General features: G+C 74.7%; 15 protein-coding genes. 9 read left to right on the forward strand and 6 right to left on the reverse strand.

The features are described from left to right. Positions 1 to 67 precede the first annotated feature (67 nt). Positions 68 to 2,185 carry a glycogen debranching protein GlgX gene (gene glgX / locus ABEB06_RS10220; protein ID WP_345696503.1) on the forward strand — a complete coding sequence of 706 codons (2,118 nt, stop codon included), beginning with the start codon at positions 68 to 70 and terminating at the stop codon, positions 2,183 to 2,185. Positions 2,186 to 2,215: 30 nt separating this feature from the next. Here the strand turns inward: glgX and ABEB06_RS10225 are convergent, their stop codons facing one another. Further along, entirely contained in the window at positions 2,216 to 2,566 is a 351-nt protein-coding gene (locus tag ABEB06_RS10225; protein WP_345696504.1) for a hypothetical protein, read from the reverse strand. A 197-nt stretch (positions 2,567 to 2,763) separates the two neighbouring features. Between ABEB06_RS10225 and treY the strand changes: the two genes are divergently transcribed. Both treY and treZ read left to right on the forward strand, forming a co-directional pair. After that, positions 2,764 to 5,139: a malto-oligosyltrehalose synthase gene (treY, locus tag ABEB06_RS10230; RefSeq protein WP_345696505.1), complete on the forward strand. Its 2,376-nt coding sequence runs from the start codon at positions 2,764 to 2,766 to the stop codon at positions 5,137 to 5,139. After that, positions 5,136 to 6,872, forward strand: a complete 1,737-nt coding sequence (gene treZ / locus ABEB06_RS10235; RefSeq protein ID WP_425559603.1) for a malto-oligosyltrehalose trehalohydrolase — start codon at positions 5,136 to 5,138, stop codon at positions 6,870 to 6,872. Before treY ends, treZ begins: the two co-directional genes overlap by 4 nt. Positions 6,873 to 7,030: 158 nt before the next feature. Here treZ and ABEB06_RS10240 read toward each other — a convergent pair whose 3' ends face one another. From ABEB06_RS10240 to ABEB06_RS10250, 3 genes are read right to left on the reverse strand one after another with little or no spacing between them, the layout of a single operon-like run. Then, a complete protein-coding gene (locus ABEB06_RS10240) occupies positions 7,031 to 7,804 on the reverse strand; it encodes a tetratricopeptide repeat protein (protein ID WP_345696506.1) in 774 nt (257 codons plus the stop codon). A 58-nt stretch (positions 7,805 to 7,862) separates the two neighbouring features. After that, complete coding sequence (locus ABEB06_RS10245; protein WP_345696507.1) at positions 7,863 to 8,756, reverse strand: transketolase family protein; 894 nt, start codon at positions 8,754 to 8,756, stop codon at positions 7,863 to 7,865. An 11-nt stretch (positions 8,757 to 8,767) separates the two neighbouring features. Continuing rightward, positions 8,768 to 9,469, reverse strand: coding sequence for a transketolase (locus tag ABEB06_RS10250; protein WP_345696508.1), 702 nt, complete (start codon positions 9,467 to 9,469; stop codon positions 8,768 to 8,770). 55 nt (positions 9,470 to 9,524) lie between these two features. On the opposite strand from ABEB06_RS10250, the gene soxR reads away from it, so the two are divergent. The 4 genes from soxR to ABEB06_RS10270 all read left to right on the forward strand — a co-directional run bounded on the left by soxR (position 9,525) and on the right by ABEB06_RS10270 (position 12,016). Beyond that, positions 9,525 to 10,013, forward strand: coding sequence for a redox-sensitive transcriptional activator SoxR (soxR, locus tag ABEB06_RS10255; protein ID WP_345696509.1), 489 nt, complete (start codon positions 9,525 to 9,527; stop codon positions 10,011 to 10,013). Between the two features lie 103 nt (positions 10,014 to 10,116). Then, positions 10,117 to 10,965: an SAM-dependent methyltransferase gene (locus tag ABEB06_RS10260; RefSeq protein ID WP_345696510.1), complete on the forward strand. Its 849-nt coding sequence runs from the start codon at positions 10,117 to 10,119 to the stop codon at positions 10,963 to 10,965. Between the two features lie 26 nt (positions 10,966 to 10,991). Continuing rightward, on the forward strand, positions 10,992 to 11,378 hold the full coding sequence (locus ABEB06_RS10265; RefSeq protein ID WP_345696511.1) for a VOC family protein: 387 nt from the start codon (positions 10,992 to 10,994) through the stop codon (positions 11,376 to 11,378). 47 nt (positions 11,379 to 11,425) lie between these two features. Then, complete coding sequence (locus tag ABEB06_RS10270; RefSeq protein ID WP_345696512.1) at positions 11,426 to 12,016, forward strand: GNAT family N-acetyltransferase; 591 nt, start codon at positions 11,426 to 11,428, stop codon at positions 12,014 to 12,016. A 9-nt stretch (positions 12,017 to 12,025) separates the two neighbouring features. Here ABEB06_RS10270 and ABEB06_RS10275 read toward each other — a convergent pair whose 3' ends face one another. Continuing rightward, positions 12,026 to 12,928, reverse strand: coding sequence for a LysR family transcriptional regulator (locus ABEB06_RS10275; protein WP_345696513.1), 903 nt, complete (start codon positions 12,926 to 12,928; stop codon positions 12,026 to 12,028). A 70-nt stretch (positions 12,929 to 12,998) separates the two neighbouring features. Between ABEB06_RS10275 and ABEB06_RS10280 the strand changes: the two genes are divergently transcribed. Then, positions 12,999 to 13,745, forward strand: coding sequence for a CTP synthase C-terminal region-related (seleno)protein (locus ABEB06_RS10280; RefSeq protein ID WP_345696514.1), 747 nt, complete (start codon positions 12,999 to 13,001; stop codon positions 13,743 to 13,745). Here the strand turns inward: ABEB06_RS10280 and coaE are convergent. Beyond that, entirely contained in the window at positions 13,742 to 14,347 is a 606-nt protein-coding gene (gene coaE / locus ABEB06_RS10285; protein WP_345696515.1) for a dephospho-CoA kinase, read from the reverse strand. The two genes, ABEB06_RS10280 and coaE, sit on opposite strands and share 4 nt — an antisense overlap. Before the next feature lie 188 nt (positions 14,348 to 14,535). Between coaE and ABEB06_RS10290 the strand changes: the two genes are divergently transcribed. Beyond that, positions 14,536 to 15,426: an alkaline phosphatase family protein gene (locus tag ABEB06_RS10290; RefSeq protein ID WP_345696516.1), complete on the forward strand. Its 891-nt coding sequence runs from the start codon at positions 14,536 to 14,538 to the stop codon at positions 15,424 to 15,426. The last annotated feature ends 7 nt before the right edge of the window (positions 15,427 to 15,433 follow it).

A 15,433-nucleotide genomic window follows, 5' to 3' on the forward strand; every position in this document is an offset into this window, starting at 1 on the left:
GGTGTTCGGCGAAGCGTTGGGGAGTATGCGACATGAGCCGTACGCCTCCCAGGGAAGTCGAGGACATATGCAGGTCTGGCCAGGGCAGTCGTACCCGCTCGGCGCCACGTACGACGGTGCGGGCACCAACTTCGCGGTCTTCTCGGAGAGCGCGGACCGGATCGAGCTCTGCCTGCTGGCGGAGGACGGCTCGGAGACCGCGGTGGAGCTGCGGGAGACCGACGCCTTCGTCCGGCACGCGTACCTGCCGGGCGTGCAGCCCGGCCAGCGGTACGGCTTCCGGGTGCACGGCCCGTACAACCCGGGCCTGGGCCAGCGTCACAACAGCGCCAAGCTGCTGCTGGACCCGTACGCGAAGGCGATGAGCGGGCACATCGACTGGGACGAGTCGGTGTACGGCTACCACTTCGGCGCGCCGGAGCGCCGCAACGACCTGGACTCGGCGCCGCACACCATGCACTCGGTGGTGATCAACCCGTACTTCGACTGGGGCACCGACCGGCCGCCGCGCACCGACTACCACCGCACGGTGCTGTACGAGGCCCAGGTGAAGGGCCTGACCAAGCTGCACCCGGGCATCCCGGAGGAGATCCGCGGCACCTACGCGGGCGTCGCCCACCCCGCGGTGATCGAGCACCTGGCGAAGCTGGGGGTGACGGCGATCGAGCTGATGCCGGTGCACCAGTTCGTCCGCGACCACCGGCTGCGCGACCTCGGGCTGTCCAACTACTGGGGCTACAACACGATCGGCTACTTCGCCCCGCACTCCTCGTACTCCTCCGGCGGCGACCGCGGCCAGCAGGTGCAGGAGTTCAAGTCGATGGTGAAGGCGCTGCACGCGGCCGGCATCGAGGTGATCCTCGACGTGGTCTACAACCACACCGCCGAGGGCAACCACCTGGGTCCGACGCTGTCCTTCCGCGGCCTGGACAACGTCTCGTACTACCGGCTCGCCAAGGACCAGCGCTTCTACGAGGACACCACGGGCACCGGCAACAGCCTGCTGATGCGCTCGCCGCACGTGCTGCAGATGATCATGGATTCGCTGCGCTACTGGGTCACCGAGATGCACGTGGACGGCTTCCGCTTCGACCTCGCCGCCACCCTGGCCCGGCAGTTCCACGAGGTGGACCGGCTGTCCTCGTTCTTCGACCTGGTCCAGCAGGACCCGGTGGTCTCCCAGGCCAAACTGATCGCCGAGCCCTGGGACCTCGGCGAGGGCGGCTACCAGGTCGGCAACTTCCCCCCGCTGTGGACCGAGTGGAACGGCATGTACCGGGACACCGTGCGCGACCTCTGGCGCGGCGAGAACGCCGCCCTCGCCGAGTTCGGCTCCCGGCTGACCGGATCCTCCGACCTCTACCAGGACGACGGCCGCCGCCCCATCGCCTCGATCAACTTCGTCACCTGCCACGACGGCTTCACCCTGCGCGACCTGGTCTCCTACAACGAGAAGCACAACGAGGCCAACCACGAGGGCAACCGGGACGGCGAGTCGCACAACCGCTCCTGGAACTGCGGCGCCGAGGGCGACACCGACGACCCGGCCGTCCTCGAACTGCGGGCGCGCCAGCAGCGGAACTTCATCGCCACCCTGATGCTCTCCCAGGGCGTGCCGATGCTCTCGCACGGCGACGAGCTGGGCCGCACCCAGCTCGGCAACAACAACGCCTACTGCCAGGACTCCGAACTCACCTGGGTGCACTGGCCCGAGGGCCCCGGCCCCGAGACGCAGCTGCTGGAGTTCACCCAGGGCATGATCTGGCTGCGCCGCGACCACCCGGTCTTCCGCCGCCGCCGCTTCTTCCACGGCCGCCCGGTCTCCGGCACCCACGACGACCTGACCGACATCGCCTGGTTCACCCCGGGCGGCGAGGAGATGACCAAGCAGGACTGGTCGACCAGCTACGCCAAGTCGCTGACCGTCTTCCTCAACGGCAACGCCATCTCCGAGCCCGACCGGCGCGGCGGCAAGATCGTCGACGACTCCTTCCTGCTGCTCTTCAACGCCCACTTCGAGCCGCTGGAGTTCACCGTCCCCGCCGACCACGGCGAGGTCTGGACGGTCGTCGTCGACACCACCCGGCCCACCCTGCCCGCCCCGGGCACCGGCACCCGGGTCAAGGCCGGAGACAGCCTCTGGCTCACCGACCGCTCGCTGATGGTCCTCCAGCGCCCGGCCTGACCCCGGGCCCGGCCGTCCCGGCGCGCCCGCTCAGGCGGGCAGCCCGGACGGCCACCACGGCGGGACGTTGCTCTCCGGGCAGAGCCCCGAGTCCCCCGGGTACCCGCCCGGCGTGCCCACCACCGCGAAGCACACCACCGTCAGCACCGCGAGCGCGAACAGCACCAGCCCCACCGGGACGATCCCCCGCCACGCGATCGGCAGTCCGGCCGTCAGCCGCCGCGAGCCCACCCACACCCCCACCGCCGTGGCCAGGGCCAGCAGCTCGACGACGGGCCAGTCGACGTACACGAAGACCATCCTGTGCTGCGGCTCCCAGGCCGCGTCGCAGTAGCTCCGCGCCGCGGCCGCCAGCCCGGTCGCGCCGTTCCCGACGGCCAACCCCAGCACCCCGGACCCGAGCCCGGCCGCCCCCCGCAGGAACGCCGGCCCCCGTACCCCGGGCGCGCGCCCGAGCCCCACAGCAGTGTCCATGCCCCTGCGGACGCACCCGCACCGCCCGCGGTTGCGGCCCGGCCGCCCCCCGGTTGGCGCAGTTCGATCCCATACCGACCCGGACACCCGGGTAGGCATGAGGCATGACCTCAGCCGCCGCACACCCACCGACGGCCAGCTACCGGCTGCAGCTCCAGCCGGGCTTCACCCTGCAGGACGCCGAACGCGCGGTGCCGTACCTGGCCGCGCTCGGCGTCTCCCACCTGCACCTGTCGCCCCTCCTGGAGGCCGCACCCGGCTCGACGCACGGCTACGACACGGTCGACCACTCGCGGATCAGCGAGCAGCTCGGCGGCGAGCCCGCCCTGCGCTCGCTGGCCGACGAGGCGCACCGGCACGGCCTCGCCCTGATCGCCGACGTGGTGCCCAACCACATGGCGCTGCCCGTCCCCGAACGGCTCAACGGCCCGCTGTGGCAGGTGCTGCGGGACGGCCCGGACTCGCCGTTCGCGGCCTGGTTCGACGTCGACTGGACGGCCCAGCCGGGCCCGGCGGACGCCCCCGCCCGGGGCCGGCTGCTGCTGCCGCTGCTCGGCGACCGGCTCGGCGCCGTCCTCGACCAGCTCACCGTCGACGGGGACGTGCTGCGCTACCACGAGCACGTCCTGCCGCTGCGCCCCGGCACCGAGAAGCTGGAGCTGCCCGAGCTGCTCTCCCGCCAGTGGTACCGCCTCGCCTGGTGGAAGCTGGCCGCCGGCGAGCTGAACTACCGGCGCTTCTTCACCGTGAACGAGCTGATCGCGGTCCGGATGGAGGTCCCGGAGGTCTTCGAGGCCACCCACGGGGTGCTGCTGCGGCTGCACGCCGACGGCGTGCTGGCCGGCTTCCGGATCGACCACCCGGACGGCCTCGCCGACCCGCGCGGCTACCTGCGGCGCCTGTCGGAGGCCACCGGCGGCGCGTACACGGTGGTGGAGAAGATCCTCACCGGCCCGGAGGAGCTGCCCGCCGACTGGCCGTGCGCCGGCACCACCGGGTACGACGCGCTGCGCCGGATCGACGGCGTGCTCACCGACCACGCCGGGGCGGAGCGGCTGGTCACCGCGTACCAGCGGGACGTCGCCGACCGCACCACCGCCGCCGAGGCCGCCCGGCAGGGCCGCGCCGAGCAGACCGCCCCCGGCGGCGAGCTGGCCGCCGAGACCGACCGGCTGGTCCGGCTCACCCAGCGGATCTGCGCCGCCGAGGCGGCCCTCGCCGACCACTCCCCGCTGGACCTGCGCCGGGCGCTGACCGACCTGTTCACCGCCTACCCCGTGTACCGGCCGTACGTGGTGCCCGGCGAGGAGCCGCCGGCCGAGGCGCTCGCCGTGCTCGGGGACGCCGCGGAGGACGACGCCACCGGTCGCCTGGTCCGGGACCTGGCGCTCGGGAGGCTGGGCCGCTCCGAGGCCAAGGACGAGTTCTGCGCCCGGTTCGCCCAGACCGCCTCCGCGGTCGCGGCCAAGGGCGTCGAGGACACCGCCTTCTACCGCTGGAACGCACTGCTCAGCCTGAACGAGGTGGGCGGCGACCCCGGCCACCCGGGCGTCACCCCGGCCGAGTTCCACCGCTGGTGCGCCGAGCGCGAGCGCACCTGGCCGGGCGCGATGACCGCGCTCTCCACCCACGACACCAAGCGCAGCGCCGACGCCCGCGCCCGGCTCGCCGTCCTCTCCGAGCTGCCCGAGGCATGGGCAGCCGAGTGCGCCGCCTGGACCACCGCCGCCGGCCCGTGCCCGGACCGGTCGACCGCCTGGCTGATCTGGCAGACCCTGCTCGCCGCCTGGCCCGCCTCCGCGGAGCGGCTGACCGGCGTGATCCTCAAGTCCGCCCGCGAGGCCAAGCGCCGCACCTCCTGGATCCGGCCCGACGAGCGCTTCGAGCAGTGGCTGACCGGGTACGTCCGCGACGCGCTCGCCAACCCGGTGCTGTGCCCGCGGATAGCCGGGTTCGTCGAGCTGACCGCGCCGTTCGCGCGCAGCAACTCGCTCTCCTCGGCGCTGCTGCAGCTGACCGTCCCCGGCGTCCCCGACCTCTACCAGGGCAGCGAGGAGCCGCTCTACACCCTGGTCGACCCGGACAACCGGGCGCCGGTCGACCTGGACGCGCTCGCCGTCCGCCTCACCGACTCCCCCGCCGACCGCACCGACGACCTCGCCCGCGAGAAGCTCCACCTCACCACCACCGCCCTGCACCTGCGCAAGACCCACCCGTTCGGGCCGTACGCGCCGCTCGCCGCGAGCGGACCGTGCGCCGACCACCTGCTGGCCTTCGCCCGCGGCCCGCGCCTGATCGCCGCCGCGACCCGGCTGCCCTACGGCCTGCACCGGGCCGGCGGCTGGCGGGATACAGTGCTGGAGCTCCCCGAGGGGCGGTGGACCGACCAGTTGACTGAACGTCACTTCCTCGGCGGTCCGGTTGAGTTGTCGTACCTGCTGAGCCGCTACCCGGTGGCTCTGCTGACGGAGGTCTCGTGACGAGCTACCAGGTGTGGGCCCCCGACGCGGTCGTGGTCGAGGTCGAGGTCGGGGCCGTCCCCTACCTGATGACCCGGATCCCCGACCGGCCCGGCTGGTGGGAGGGCGAGGCGCCCGAGGGCGACTACGGCTTCCGCCTCGGAGGCCGGCCGGCCCTGCCCGACCCGCGCTCCGCCCACCAGCCGCACGGCCCGGACGGGCTCAGCCGCAAGGTCGACCACGCCGCCTTCCCCTGGTCCGACACCCCGTGGCACGGGCGGCCGCTGCCCGGCTCCGTGGTGTACGAGCTGCACGTCGGCACCTTCACCCCGGACGGCACCTTCGACGCCGCCGCCAGGCGCCTCGACCACCTGGTCGACCTGGGCGTCGACTTCGTCGAACTGCTCCCGGTCTGCCCCTTCCCCGGCCGCTACGGCTGGGGCTACGACGGCGTCTCGCTGTGGGCCGTGCACGAGCCCTACGGCGGACCCGAAGGCCTCAAGCGCTTCGTCGACGCCGCCCACCGGCGCGGACTCGGCGTGATCCTCGACGTGGTCCACAACCACCTCGGCCCCTCCGGCAACTACCTGCCCGCCTTCGGCCCCTACTTCACCGACCGGCACAACACCCCCTGGGGCTCCGCGGTCAACCTCGACGCCCCGGGCTCCGACGAGGTCCGCGCCTACCTGATCGGCAGCGCGCTGGCCTGGCTGCGCGACTACCGGATCGACGGGCTGCGCCTGGACGCCGTGCACGAGCTGGTGGACAACCGCGCCCTGCACTTCCTGGAGGAACTCGCCGCCGAGGTGCGGAAACTGGCCGACGCCACCGGGCGGCCGCTGTTCCTGATCGGCGAGTCCGACCTCAACAACCCGCGCACCACCGCCCCCCGGCAGGCCGGCGGCCTCGGCCTGGACGCGCAGTGGAGCGACGACTTCCACCACGCCCTGCACGCCCTGCTCACCGGCGAGTCCCAGGCCTACTACGGCGACTTCGGCGCCGACCCGTACGCCGCCGTCGCCAAGACCCTCACCCGCGGGTTCTTCCACGACGGCACCTGGTCCACCTTCCGCGGCCGCCACCACGGGCGGCCGTTCCCAGCGGAGTACGGGCACCGGCTGCTCGGCTACCTGCAGACCCACGACCAGATCGGCAACCGCGCCACCGGCGAGCGGATCTCCGCCCTCACCACCCCCGGCCGGCTCGCCGCCGGGGCCGCGCTGGTGCTCACCTCGCCGTTCACCCCGATGCTCTTCATGGGCGAGGAGTGGGGCGCCTCCACCCCCTGGCAGTTCTTCACCGACCACACCGACCCCGGCCTCGCCGAGGCCGTCCGGCAGGGGCGGCGCCGCGAGTTCGCGGAGTACGGCTGGAAAGCCGAGGAAGTACCCGACCCGCAGGCCCGCTCCACGGTGCTCGCCTCGGTGCTCGACTGGACCGAGCCGCAGCGCCAACCGCACGCCGAACTCCTCGACTGGTACCGGCAGCTGATCCGCCTGCGCCGCACCGTCCCGGAGCTCACCGACGCCGACCTGTCCGCGGTGCGGGTCGACCACGACGCCGAGCAGGGCTGGCTCGCCGTCCACCGCGGCCCCTACCGGGTCGTCGTCCACCTCGGCGGCCGGGCTCCCCTCGCCGTCCCCCTCGGCGCCCCCTACCGCGCCACCCTCGCCCTCCACGGCGACTGCTGGCCCGGCACCGACGACCACCTCTACCTGGCCCCCGACACCACGGCCATCGTCCAAACCGGCTGACCGGCCGCCCGTCCCGCCTCCGGATTCGCCTCCGGCGGGGCGCTGCGCGGACGGGGCACGCCGATCTGCCGTTCCGGCCGCCGTCCGTTCGCCTCCGGCGGGGACGCTGCACGGCTGCGCAGCTGGGGCCGCCCCCGGCGGGGCGCTGCGCGGACGGGTCAGTCGCGGACGGTGTCGAGGATGGCGCGGGCGTGGTCGTCGCGGCCGGCGAGGCGGCAGGCATCGCGGACCTGGTCGTCGGTGAGGCCGCGGGCGAGGGCGAGGGCCTGGTGGACGCCGTCGCCGTTGCCGTGGTCGAGCAGCATCAGGTAGTGCTGGACGGCGCGGACCGGGTCGCGGTCGGTGCCCACGCCGTCGCGGTAGCGGTCGGCGGCGGTCGCCGTGGCGCGTTCGTGGCCGCCGGCCGCGGCCTCGGTCCAGCGGGCGAGGGCCTCGGCGGGCCGGCCGTCCTCGTCGAGCAGGTCGCCGAGGGCGGCGCTCGCCCCGGCGGTCCCCGCCGCGGCCGCCTCGGTGAGCAGCACGAGGATCTCGTCCGCCGGGAGCTCGACGCGGCCTCCGCGGGCCATCAGGGCCAGGTCGGCCTTGGCGGGGGCGTCCCCGCCGGCGGCGGCCGTGCGGAAGAGGCCGACGGCCCTGGCGGTGTCCCGTTCGACGCCGGTCCCCTCCGCGTACAGGCGGCCGAGGGAGCGGGCGCCGACCGGGCTGCCGGCGGCCGCGGAGAGGGCGAACCAGCGGGCGGCGGCCGCGTGGTCGGCGGTGAGCGACGTCGCGATGCCGCCGAGCAGGTCCTGGGCGCCGGTGTCGCCGGCCAGGGCGAGCCGTTCCAGTTCGGGGGTGAACGCGCCGAGTTGCTGCCCGCTCCCCTCGTCGCCCCCGACGGCCTCGTCGAACAGGTGGCGGCAGATGTCGAACAGGTACCGGTCGTCGATCATCCGTGCGGTTCCCTCGCGTTCCGTGCGGGCATGGCTTCGGAGCGAAGCCTACGTCGGCTCAGCGGAGGAACCCGGCGATCCGGGTGTGCAGCCCGCTGCCGTCGAGCCCGTACGCCGCCAGGTGCTCCGGGATCGACCCGTACTGCCGGTGCTCCGCCTTCGGGACGCCGAGGGCCAGCACCCGGTGGGGCCGATCCGCCAGGGCCTCGTGCGCGGCGAGCACCGAGGTCCCGGCCAGGTAGGGCTCGACCAGCACCACGTCGGCCCGTTCCCCGGTCGCGGCGCGCAGCCCCTCCGCGTCGAACGGCCGGACGGTGGCCGCGTACAGCACGGTCACGTCGAGCGTCTCGGTCGCGGCGAGCACCGCGTCCAGCATCGGCCCGACCGCGAGCACCACGCCGCGCCGGCCCTCCCGCACCACGGTGAACCGCCCGGGCCGGACGTCCACCGGGTGCTCGTTGCGGTGGGCGGAGAGCCGCAGGTACACCAGGCCGTCCCCGTCGGCGGCCGCGTGCCGCAGCAGGGTCTCCGCCTCGTCGGGGTGGCCGGGGACGTGCACCGTCCAGCCGGGCAGGGTGTCGAGCAGCGCGACGTCGCCCGGCGACATGTGGGTGCGCCCGCCGGCCGGCCAGTCGTACGATCCGCCGGCGCTCACCAGGACCGCCCCGACCCCTTGGTGGACCAGGTCCAGCTTGACCTGTTCCCAGGGCCGTTCGACCAGGAAGGCGGCGAAGGTGTGGACGACGGGGCGCAGGCCCGTGAGGGCCAGCCCGCCCGCGACGCCGATCATCAGCTGCTCGCGGATGCCGACGTTGACGACCCGGTCCGGGTGCCTGGCGGCCGCGCCGGCGAAGCCGTCCACCCCGATGTCGGCGAGGACCACCGCCAGTCGGGGGTCCGAGTCCAGCAACTCGCCGGCGGTGGCGGCGAATCGCTCGCGCATGGTTTCCATCTGCGGGCTCCTCAGGAGTTCTTGGGCTCGACCCGGGCGACGACGGCGTGCGGCCGGCCGGGGTGCGGGGCGGTGAAGGCGCGGTACAGGGCTTCGTGGTCGCGGCCGTCGACGGTCTCGGTGGACCAGCCCTCGACCTCGAAGCGGCGCGCGATGCCACCGCTCCAGCCGTGCGTGGCCGAGGAGTTGTCGATCACCACGGCGTGCAGCCGGTCCAGCCCGGCGGCCCCGGCGAAGGCGAGGGCCTCGTGGTTGCTGCCCTCGTCGAACTCGGCGTCGCCGATCAGCACCCACACCGCCGGGTCGGTCAGCCCCTGGGCCCGCAGGCCCAGTGCCGTGCCGACGGCCAGCGGCAGCCCGTGGCCCAGCGAACCGGAGGCGATCTCGACGCCCGGCACCAGCAGCCGGTCGGGGTGGTGGCCGAGCGGCGAGTCGTAACTGCCGAAGCTCGGCAGCACCTCGGCGGCCAGGAAGCCCTTAGCCGCGAGGACCGCGTAGTACGCCATCGGTCCGTGGCCCTTGGAGAGCAGGAAGCGGTCGCGGTCCTGGGCGTCCGCGGTGGCGGGCGAGACCCGCAGCACCCGGTCGTGGAGCACCCAGAGCGCGTCCAGGGTGGAGGTGGCGGCCGGTCCGTGCTTCTCGTCGCCGGTCATCAGGCCCATCAGGCCCGGCAGGTCGGCGAAGCCGTACCGGGAGGGCGTCTCGGTGGTCATGGGGAAGAGCGTGCAACTTGAAGTCGACTTCAAGTCAAGCGGTATCCTGCGTGCCATGGGACCGACCCGGCACGACCTGCTCACCATCGGCCAGCTCGCCGAGCGCAGCGGCATGGCCACCTCCGCGCTGCGCTACTACGAGAAGCTCGGGCTGATCCACGCCGAACGCACCACCGGCAACCAGCGCCGCTTCGCCCGCTCGACGCTGCGCCGGGTGGCCTTCGTCCGGGCCGCGCAGCAGGTCGGCCTCTCCCTCGACGAGGTGCACACCGCGCTCGACCGGCTGCCGCACGACCGGGCCCCCAGCCACCAGGAGTGGAACGCGGTGGCCACCGCCTGGCAGAGCCGGATCGACCGGCAGATCGCCGAGCTCGAACTGATGAAGGCCAAGCTCACCGGCTGCATCGGCTGCGGCTGCCTGTCGCTGAGCCGCTGCGCGCTGTACAACGCCGGCGACCGCGCCGCCGAGTCCGGGCCCGGCGCCCGCTACCTGCTCACCCGGGACCCGTCCACCGGCCCCGAGCCCCGCCCGGCCCAGGACTGACCCGGCACCGGGTCGCGGACCGGGCCGCGGACTGACGCGTGGACAACACCCGTCCCGTCTATGCTGCCCTCCGTACGGTACGTACGGCCGAACGGGGGATCAGATGACCGACCATCAGGACGTGGCGCTCGACTGGATGAACGGCGACGGGGAGGCCCGCCCGCCGGCCGACCTGCGCCCGGAGGTCCCGCACCCGGCGCGGATGTACGACTACTACCTCGGCGGCAAGGACAACTTCCCCGCCGACCGGGCCGCCGCCGAGCAGGTGCTGGCGCTCGGGCCGCTGGTGCGGATCAGCGCGCTCGCCAACCGGGCGTTCCTGCAGCGCGCCGTGCGGCACCTCGCCGAGCAGGGCATCCGGCAGTTCCTCGACATCGGCACCGGCATCCCGAGCGCCGGCAACACCCACGAGACAGCCCAGCAGGTCACGCCGTCCGCCCGGGTGGCGTACCTGGACAACGACCCGATCGTGCTGGTCCACGGCCGGGCGCTGCTGGCCGGTGCCGCCCGGGGCAGCGTCTCCGTGCTGCAGGCCGACCTGCGCGAGCCGAAGGCGATCCTGGCCGATCCGGGCGTGCGCGAACTCCTCGACCTGGACCAGCCGGTGGCGCTGCTGCTGTTCGCCATCCTGCACTTCGTCGACGAGGCCGACGACCCGTACGCGATCGTCCGCACCCTGGTCGACGCGCTGCCGTCCGGCAGCTACCTGGCGATCTCGCACGCGACCGGCGACTTCAGCACGCCGGAGGAGGCCGGCCGCGGCCCGGCGATCTACAAGAACGCCACCGCCCAGCTGACCATGCGCAGCCGCGAGCAGGTGCTGCGCTTCTTCGACGGCCTCGAACTCCAGGAGCCCGGCCTGGTCACCGCCCCGCAGTGGCGCCCCGACCGGGCCGCGCAGCCCACCGACTCCCAGGTCGCGATCTGGGCGGGCGTCGCGCGCAAGCCCTGACCCGCGGCTCGGGGATCATGGTGCGCATGGCACACATCTCCCTGACCGCCCTGCTGGTCGCCGACTACGACGAGGCGATCGCCTTCTACGTGGACGCCGTCGGGTTCGAACTGCGGGAGGACACCCCGCGCCCCGACGGCTCCCGCTGGGTGGTGGTCGCCCCGCGCGGCTCCACCGAGTCCGGCCTGCTCCTCGCCCGGCCCTCCGAGCCCGGGCAGCGGGCCCGGATCGGCGACCAGACCGGCGGCCGGGTCGGCCACTTCCTCACCACCGAGGACTTCGCCGCCGACCACGCCCGGATGCTCGCCGCCGGCGTCCGCTTCCTGGAGGAGCCCCGGCACGAGCCGTACGGCTCCGTCGCCGTCTTCGAGGACCTGTACGGCAACCGCTGGGACCTCATCCAGCCGGCCTGACCGGAATTCGCTACCGGCCCGGGGAGCCGCCCTCGTACGATCCGCGCATGAGCGACACCGATCACGAGGACGGGACCGACCCGGGCCGCGTGCTCTGCTGGCGCGGCCGCGAGGTGGCCCTCGCGCCGCTCGACGTGTACGACGCCGAACTCCTGCACGGCTGGCGCTCCGACCCGACCGCCGCCCACGAGATCGGCATCTGGCCGCGCTCCCTCCCCGCCCTGCGCGAGCGCATCGAACGCGACCAGGGCGACAACGACCGCGACGACTTCCTGGTCCTGCTGCCCGACGGGACGCCGATCGGCCACATCGCCCTCACCGACCAGGACCTCGCCGACGGCACCGCCGAGGCCCACCTCCTGCTCGCCCCCGGGTTCCGCGGCCACGGCCACGCCTCGGACGCCCTCGACGCCCTCACCGACCTCGCCTTCGGCGAACTCCCGCTGCACCGCGTCGAGGCCGTCACCCACACCACCAACGCCGCCGCGCTGGCCACGCTCGCCCGCTCCGGCTTCACCCGGGAGGGCGTCCGCCGATCCGCCTGCCTGCACCGCGGCCGCCGCCACGACGTCGCGATCCTCGCCCTGCTCCGCGAGGAGTGGGAGGCCCAGACCCGCCCCCGCTCCTGGGACCTCTGAGCCGCCGCGTCAGCGGCCCGTCAGCGTCTCCACCAGCAGGGCCACCGGCCCCTCCGGCAGGGCTCCGTGCACCAGCTCCGTCCGGTGCACCAGCCGGGGCGTGCGCAGCGGCACCGCCGCGATGCCGTCCCCGCCCGCGGCCGGCAGCGGCACCAGCGCCAGTCCGTGCCCCGCCGCGACCAGCGCCAGCAGCCCCCGCACCTCGCCGCCCTCGTACCGGGCCGCCGCCCGGAAGCCCGCCCCGGCCCCCGCCGCGGCCCGCAGCCGGTCCAGCTCCATCGCCACGTCCGGCGCGTCCAGCCAGCGCGCGTCCGCCAGGTCGGCGAGCGCCAGCCCGGCGCGGCGCGCCAGCGGGTGCCCGACGGGCATCAGCACCGCCAGCGGTTCCTCCGCCACCGCGACGGTCCGCAGCGGCCCGGCGTCGCCGAGCGCCAGCGGGTCGCTGGGTGCCGCGACCCCGTCCACCAGTCCGACGTCCACCGCCCCGGTGGCGACCCGGGCCGCGACCTCGGCCCGGGCGACCTGGGTGATCGTCACCTCCGCCCGCGGGTACCGCTCGCGCACCGCGGCCAGTGCCCCGGCGACCCGCGCGGTGACCGTCACGCCGGCCGCCCCGAGCACCACCCGCCCGCCGGTCGCCCCGGCCAGCCGCCGCACGTCCGCCCGCGCCGCGTCCAGCCGCAGCAGCAGCGGTCCGGCGTGCTCCAGCAGCCGCTCCCCCGCCGCCGTGGCCCGGACCGGCCGCCGCTCCAGCAGCGCCGCCCCCACGTCGCCCTCCAGGGCGGCGATCTGCTGCGACACGGCCGACTGCGTGTAGCCGAGCTCGCGGGCGGCATCGGAGAACGAGGCGAGCCGGGCGACCGTCACGAAGGTCCGGAGCTGGTGCGGGTCCATGCCGTCCAGGATCTCCATCAGCAACACTGATGAGCAACCCAGAAATCATCGTTGGACGTGATGACCCTGCCCGCCGACGATGATTCCCATGACTTCCTTCACCGCCCGTCTGGCCCTGGTCGGCGACCGCTCCCCGTCGGTCCGCTCGCACGCCCGCGTCCCCTCGCTGCTGGACGCCCTCGCCGAGCGCGAGCAGCTGGTCCTGGACGCCTACTGGATCCCCACCGAGGACGCCGGGGCCCCGGACGCGCTGTCCGGCTTCGACGCCGTCTGGCTGCTGCCCGGCAGCCCGTACCGCAGCGAGCACGGTGCGGTGGCCGCCGTCCGCGCCGCCCGGGAGGGGCGGATCCCCTTCCTCGGGACGTGCGCCGGCTTCCAGCACGCGGTCCTCGAGTACGCCCGCACCGTCTGCGGGCTCGCCGGCGCCGGGCACGCCGAGAACGACCCGGCCGCCCCCGACCCGGTGATCGTGCCGCTCGCCTGCTCGTTGGTGGGCCACGAGGGCGCGGTGACCGTCAGCCCCGGCAGCCTCGCCGCCACCGTGCTCGGCGCCGAGCGGACGGTCGAGCGCTACCACTGCTCGTACGGCCTCGACCCGGCCCACCTGGGCGTGCTGGCCGCGCACGGCCTGCGCTTCACCGGCGCCGACGACACCGGGGACGTCCGGATCGCCGAACTCCCCGGCCACCCCTTCTTCCTGGCCACCCTCTTCCAGCCCGAACTGGCCGGCGACGGCACCCGCGCGCACCCGATCGTCCGAGCCCTCGCCGCAGCCGCCGTCCGACACGCGGCCGCGCCCGCCGTCCGACACGCGGCCGCGCCCGTCGGCGCCTAACGCTGCGCGGCCTGCCGGTCCTTCAGCCGCTGCCAGACCTCGCGGACCCGGGGCGTGAGCTCGTCGAGCGTGCCGCTGTTGTCGATCACCAGGTCGGCGACGGCGAGGCGGTCCTCGCGGGTGGCCTGGGCGGCCATCCGGGCCCGGGCCTCGTCCTCGGCCATGCCGCGCAGCCGGACCAGCCGGTCGATCCGCACCTGGTCGGGCGCGTCCACCACGATGACGGCCTCGTACAGCGGGGCGAGGCCGTTCTCGGCGAGCAGCGGGACGTCGTGCACCACGATCGCGTCCGGCCCGGCGGAGCCCTCGAGTTCCGCGGAGCGGGCCCGGACCAGCGGGTGGACGATGGCGTTCAGGGCCGCCAGGCGCTGCGGGTCGGTGAAGACGACGGCGCCGAGCGCGGGGCGGTCGAGCCCGCCGTCCGCGCGGAGCACGCCGGCGCCGAACTCCTCGACCACGGCGGCCAGGCCGGGCGTCCCGGGGGCGACCACCTCGCGGGCGATCAGGTCCGAGTCGACGATCACCGCACCCAGTTCGGCGAGCTGTCGCGAGACCTCGCTCTTGCCCGCGCCGATTCCGCCCGTCAGTCCGATCCTCAGCATGCGCCAAGGTTACCGGCCGGTCGGGGCGCCCTCCCGGTGACCCCGCCCCGCCGAACAGCGCGCGAACTTCAGGCGAACTCTCCGGCGCCCGCCCCGTCTCCCGCCCGGCCGGAGCCTCCGGGCCTTCCCCCGGACCACCCTGGCCGCACTAGTGTGTTGTTCACACAAGTTCACCGAACGGGAGTCCCATGTCCAGCCTCTGGCCCGCAGGCCCGCGCCGCGTCCTGGTCGTCGGCATCGACGGCGTCCGTCTCGACCTGCTGGACGCGCTGCACACCCCCCACCTGGACGCGGTCGCCGCCGCCGGCTTCCTGGCCCCCGTCCAGGTGGACGAGGCGACCCCGACCATGTCGGGCCCGTGCTGGGCCACCGTCGTCACCGGTGTCGGCGTCGCCAAGCACGGCGTGTACGGCAACCACCTGGGCGGCAACCGGCTGGACGTCTTCCCCGACTTCACCACCCGGCTCGCGGCCGTGCACCGCCGCCGGACCTTCGCGGCCGGCGGCTGGGAGCCGCTGTTCCTGAACCGCTCGGGCGGCCCGCTGTTCGCCGCGCCCGGCCGGCTCTCCTACATCGCGCCGCTGGAGGACACCCCGGCGGCCTGGGAGGTCTGCGACGAGCGGGTCACCGCCGAGGCCGAGTACGTGCTGGGCCGCAGCGACGACGACCCGCAGGCGTCCTTCGTCTACCTCGGGTCGCCCGACGAGACCGCGCACTTCCTCGGCTGCGGCCCGGAGTACCGCCGGGCGATCGAGGCCGCCGACGCCCGCCTCGGCCGCATCCTGGACGCCGTCCGCTCCCGCCCCGGCCACGTCGACGAGGAGTGGACGGTCATCGTGGTCACCGACCACGGCCACGTCGACCAGGGCGGCCACGGCGGCCGCAGCGAGCTGGAGCGCACCGCCTGGATCGCCGCCGCCGGCCCCGGCATCGTCCCCGGCGCCCCCGTCGGCCCGCTGCACCACACGGACGTCGCCGCCCACGTCTACGCGGCGCTCGACATCGCCCCGGACCCGCACTGGACGCTCGACGGCCGCCCCTTCACCCCGGCCGCCGAACCCGCCCTCCTCCCGGCCTGACAGGGCG

Source organism: Kitasatospora terrestris (assembly GCF_039542905.1).
In the GTDB taxonomy this organism is placed as follows: Bacteria; Actinomycetota; Actinomycetes; order Streptomycetales; family Streptomycetaceae; genus Kitasatospora; species Kitasatospora terrestris.

Excerpts from the sequence above, each read along its gene's own strand:
- glgX (WP_345696503.1), top strand. The coding sequence starts at position 68 with ATGCAGGTCTGGCCAGGGCAGTCGTACCCGCTCGGCGCCACGTACGAC.
- treY (WP_345696505.1), top strand. The coding sequence starts at position 2,764 with ATGACCTCAGCCGCCGCACACCCACCGACGGCCAGCTACCGGCTGCAG.
- ABEB06_RS10240 (WP_345696506.1), bottom strand. The coding sequence starts at position 7,804 with ATGATCGACGACCGGTACCTGTTCGACATCTGCCGCCACCTGTTCGAC.
- ABEB06_RS10245 (WP_345696507.1), bottom strand. The coding sequence starts at position 8,756 with ATGGAAACCATGCGCGAGCGATTCGCCGCCACCGCCGGCGAGTTGCTG.
- ABEB06_RS10250 (WP_345696508.1), bottom strand. The coding sequence starts at position 9,469 with ATGACCACCGAGACGCCCTCCCGGTACGGCTTCGCCGACCTGCCGGGC.
- soxR (WP_345696509.1), top strand. The coding sequence starts at position 9,525 with ATGGGACCGACCCGGCACGACCTGCTCACCATCGGCCAGCTCGCCGAG.
- ABEB06_RS10260 (WP_345696510.1), top strand. The coding sequence starts at position 10,117 with ATGACCGACCATCAGGACGTGGCGCTCGACTGGATGAACGGCGACGGG.
- ABEB06_RS10265 (WP_345696511.1), top strand. The coding sequence starts at position 10,992 with ATGGCACACATCTCCCTGACCGCCCTGCTGGTCGCCGACTACGACGAG.
- ABEB06_RS10270 (WP_345696512.1), top strand. The coding sequence starts at position 11,426 with ATGAGCGACACCGATCACGAGGACGGGACCGACCCGGGCCGCGTGCTC.
- ABEB06_RS10275 (WP_345696513.1), bottom strand. The coding sequence starts at position 12,928 with ATGGAGATCCTGGACGGCATGGACCCGCACCAGCTCCGGACCTTCGTG.
- ABEB06_RS10280 (WP_345696514.1), top strand. The coding sequence starts at position 12,999 with ATGACTTCCTTCACCGCCCGTCTGGCCCTGGTCGGCGACCGCTCCCCG.
- coaE (WP_345696515.1), bottom strand. The coding sequence starts at position 14,347 with ATGCTGAGGATCGGACTGACGGGCGGAATCGGCGCGGGCAAGAGCGAG.
- ABEB06_RS10290 (WP_345696516.1), top strand. The coding sequence starts at position 14,536 with ATGTCCAGCCTCTGGCCCGCAGGCCCGCGCCGCGTCCTGGTCGTCGGC.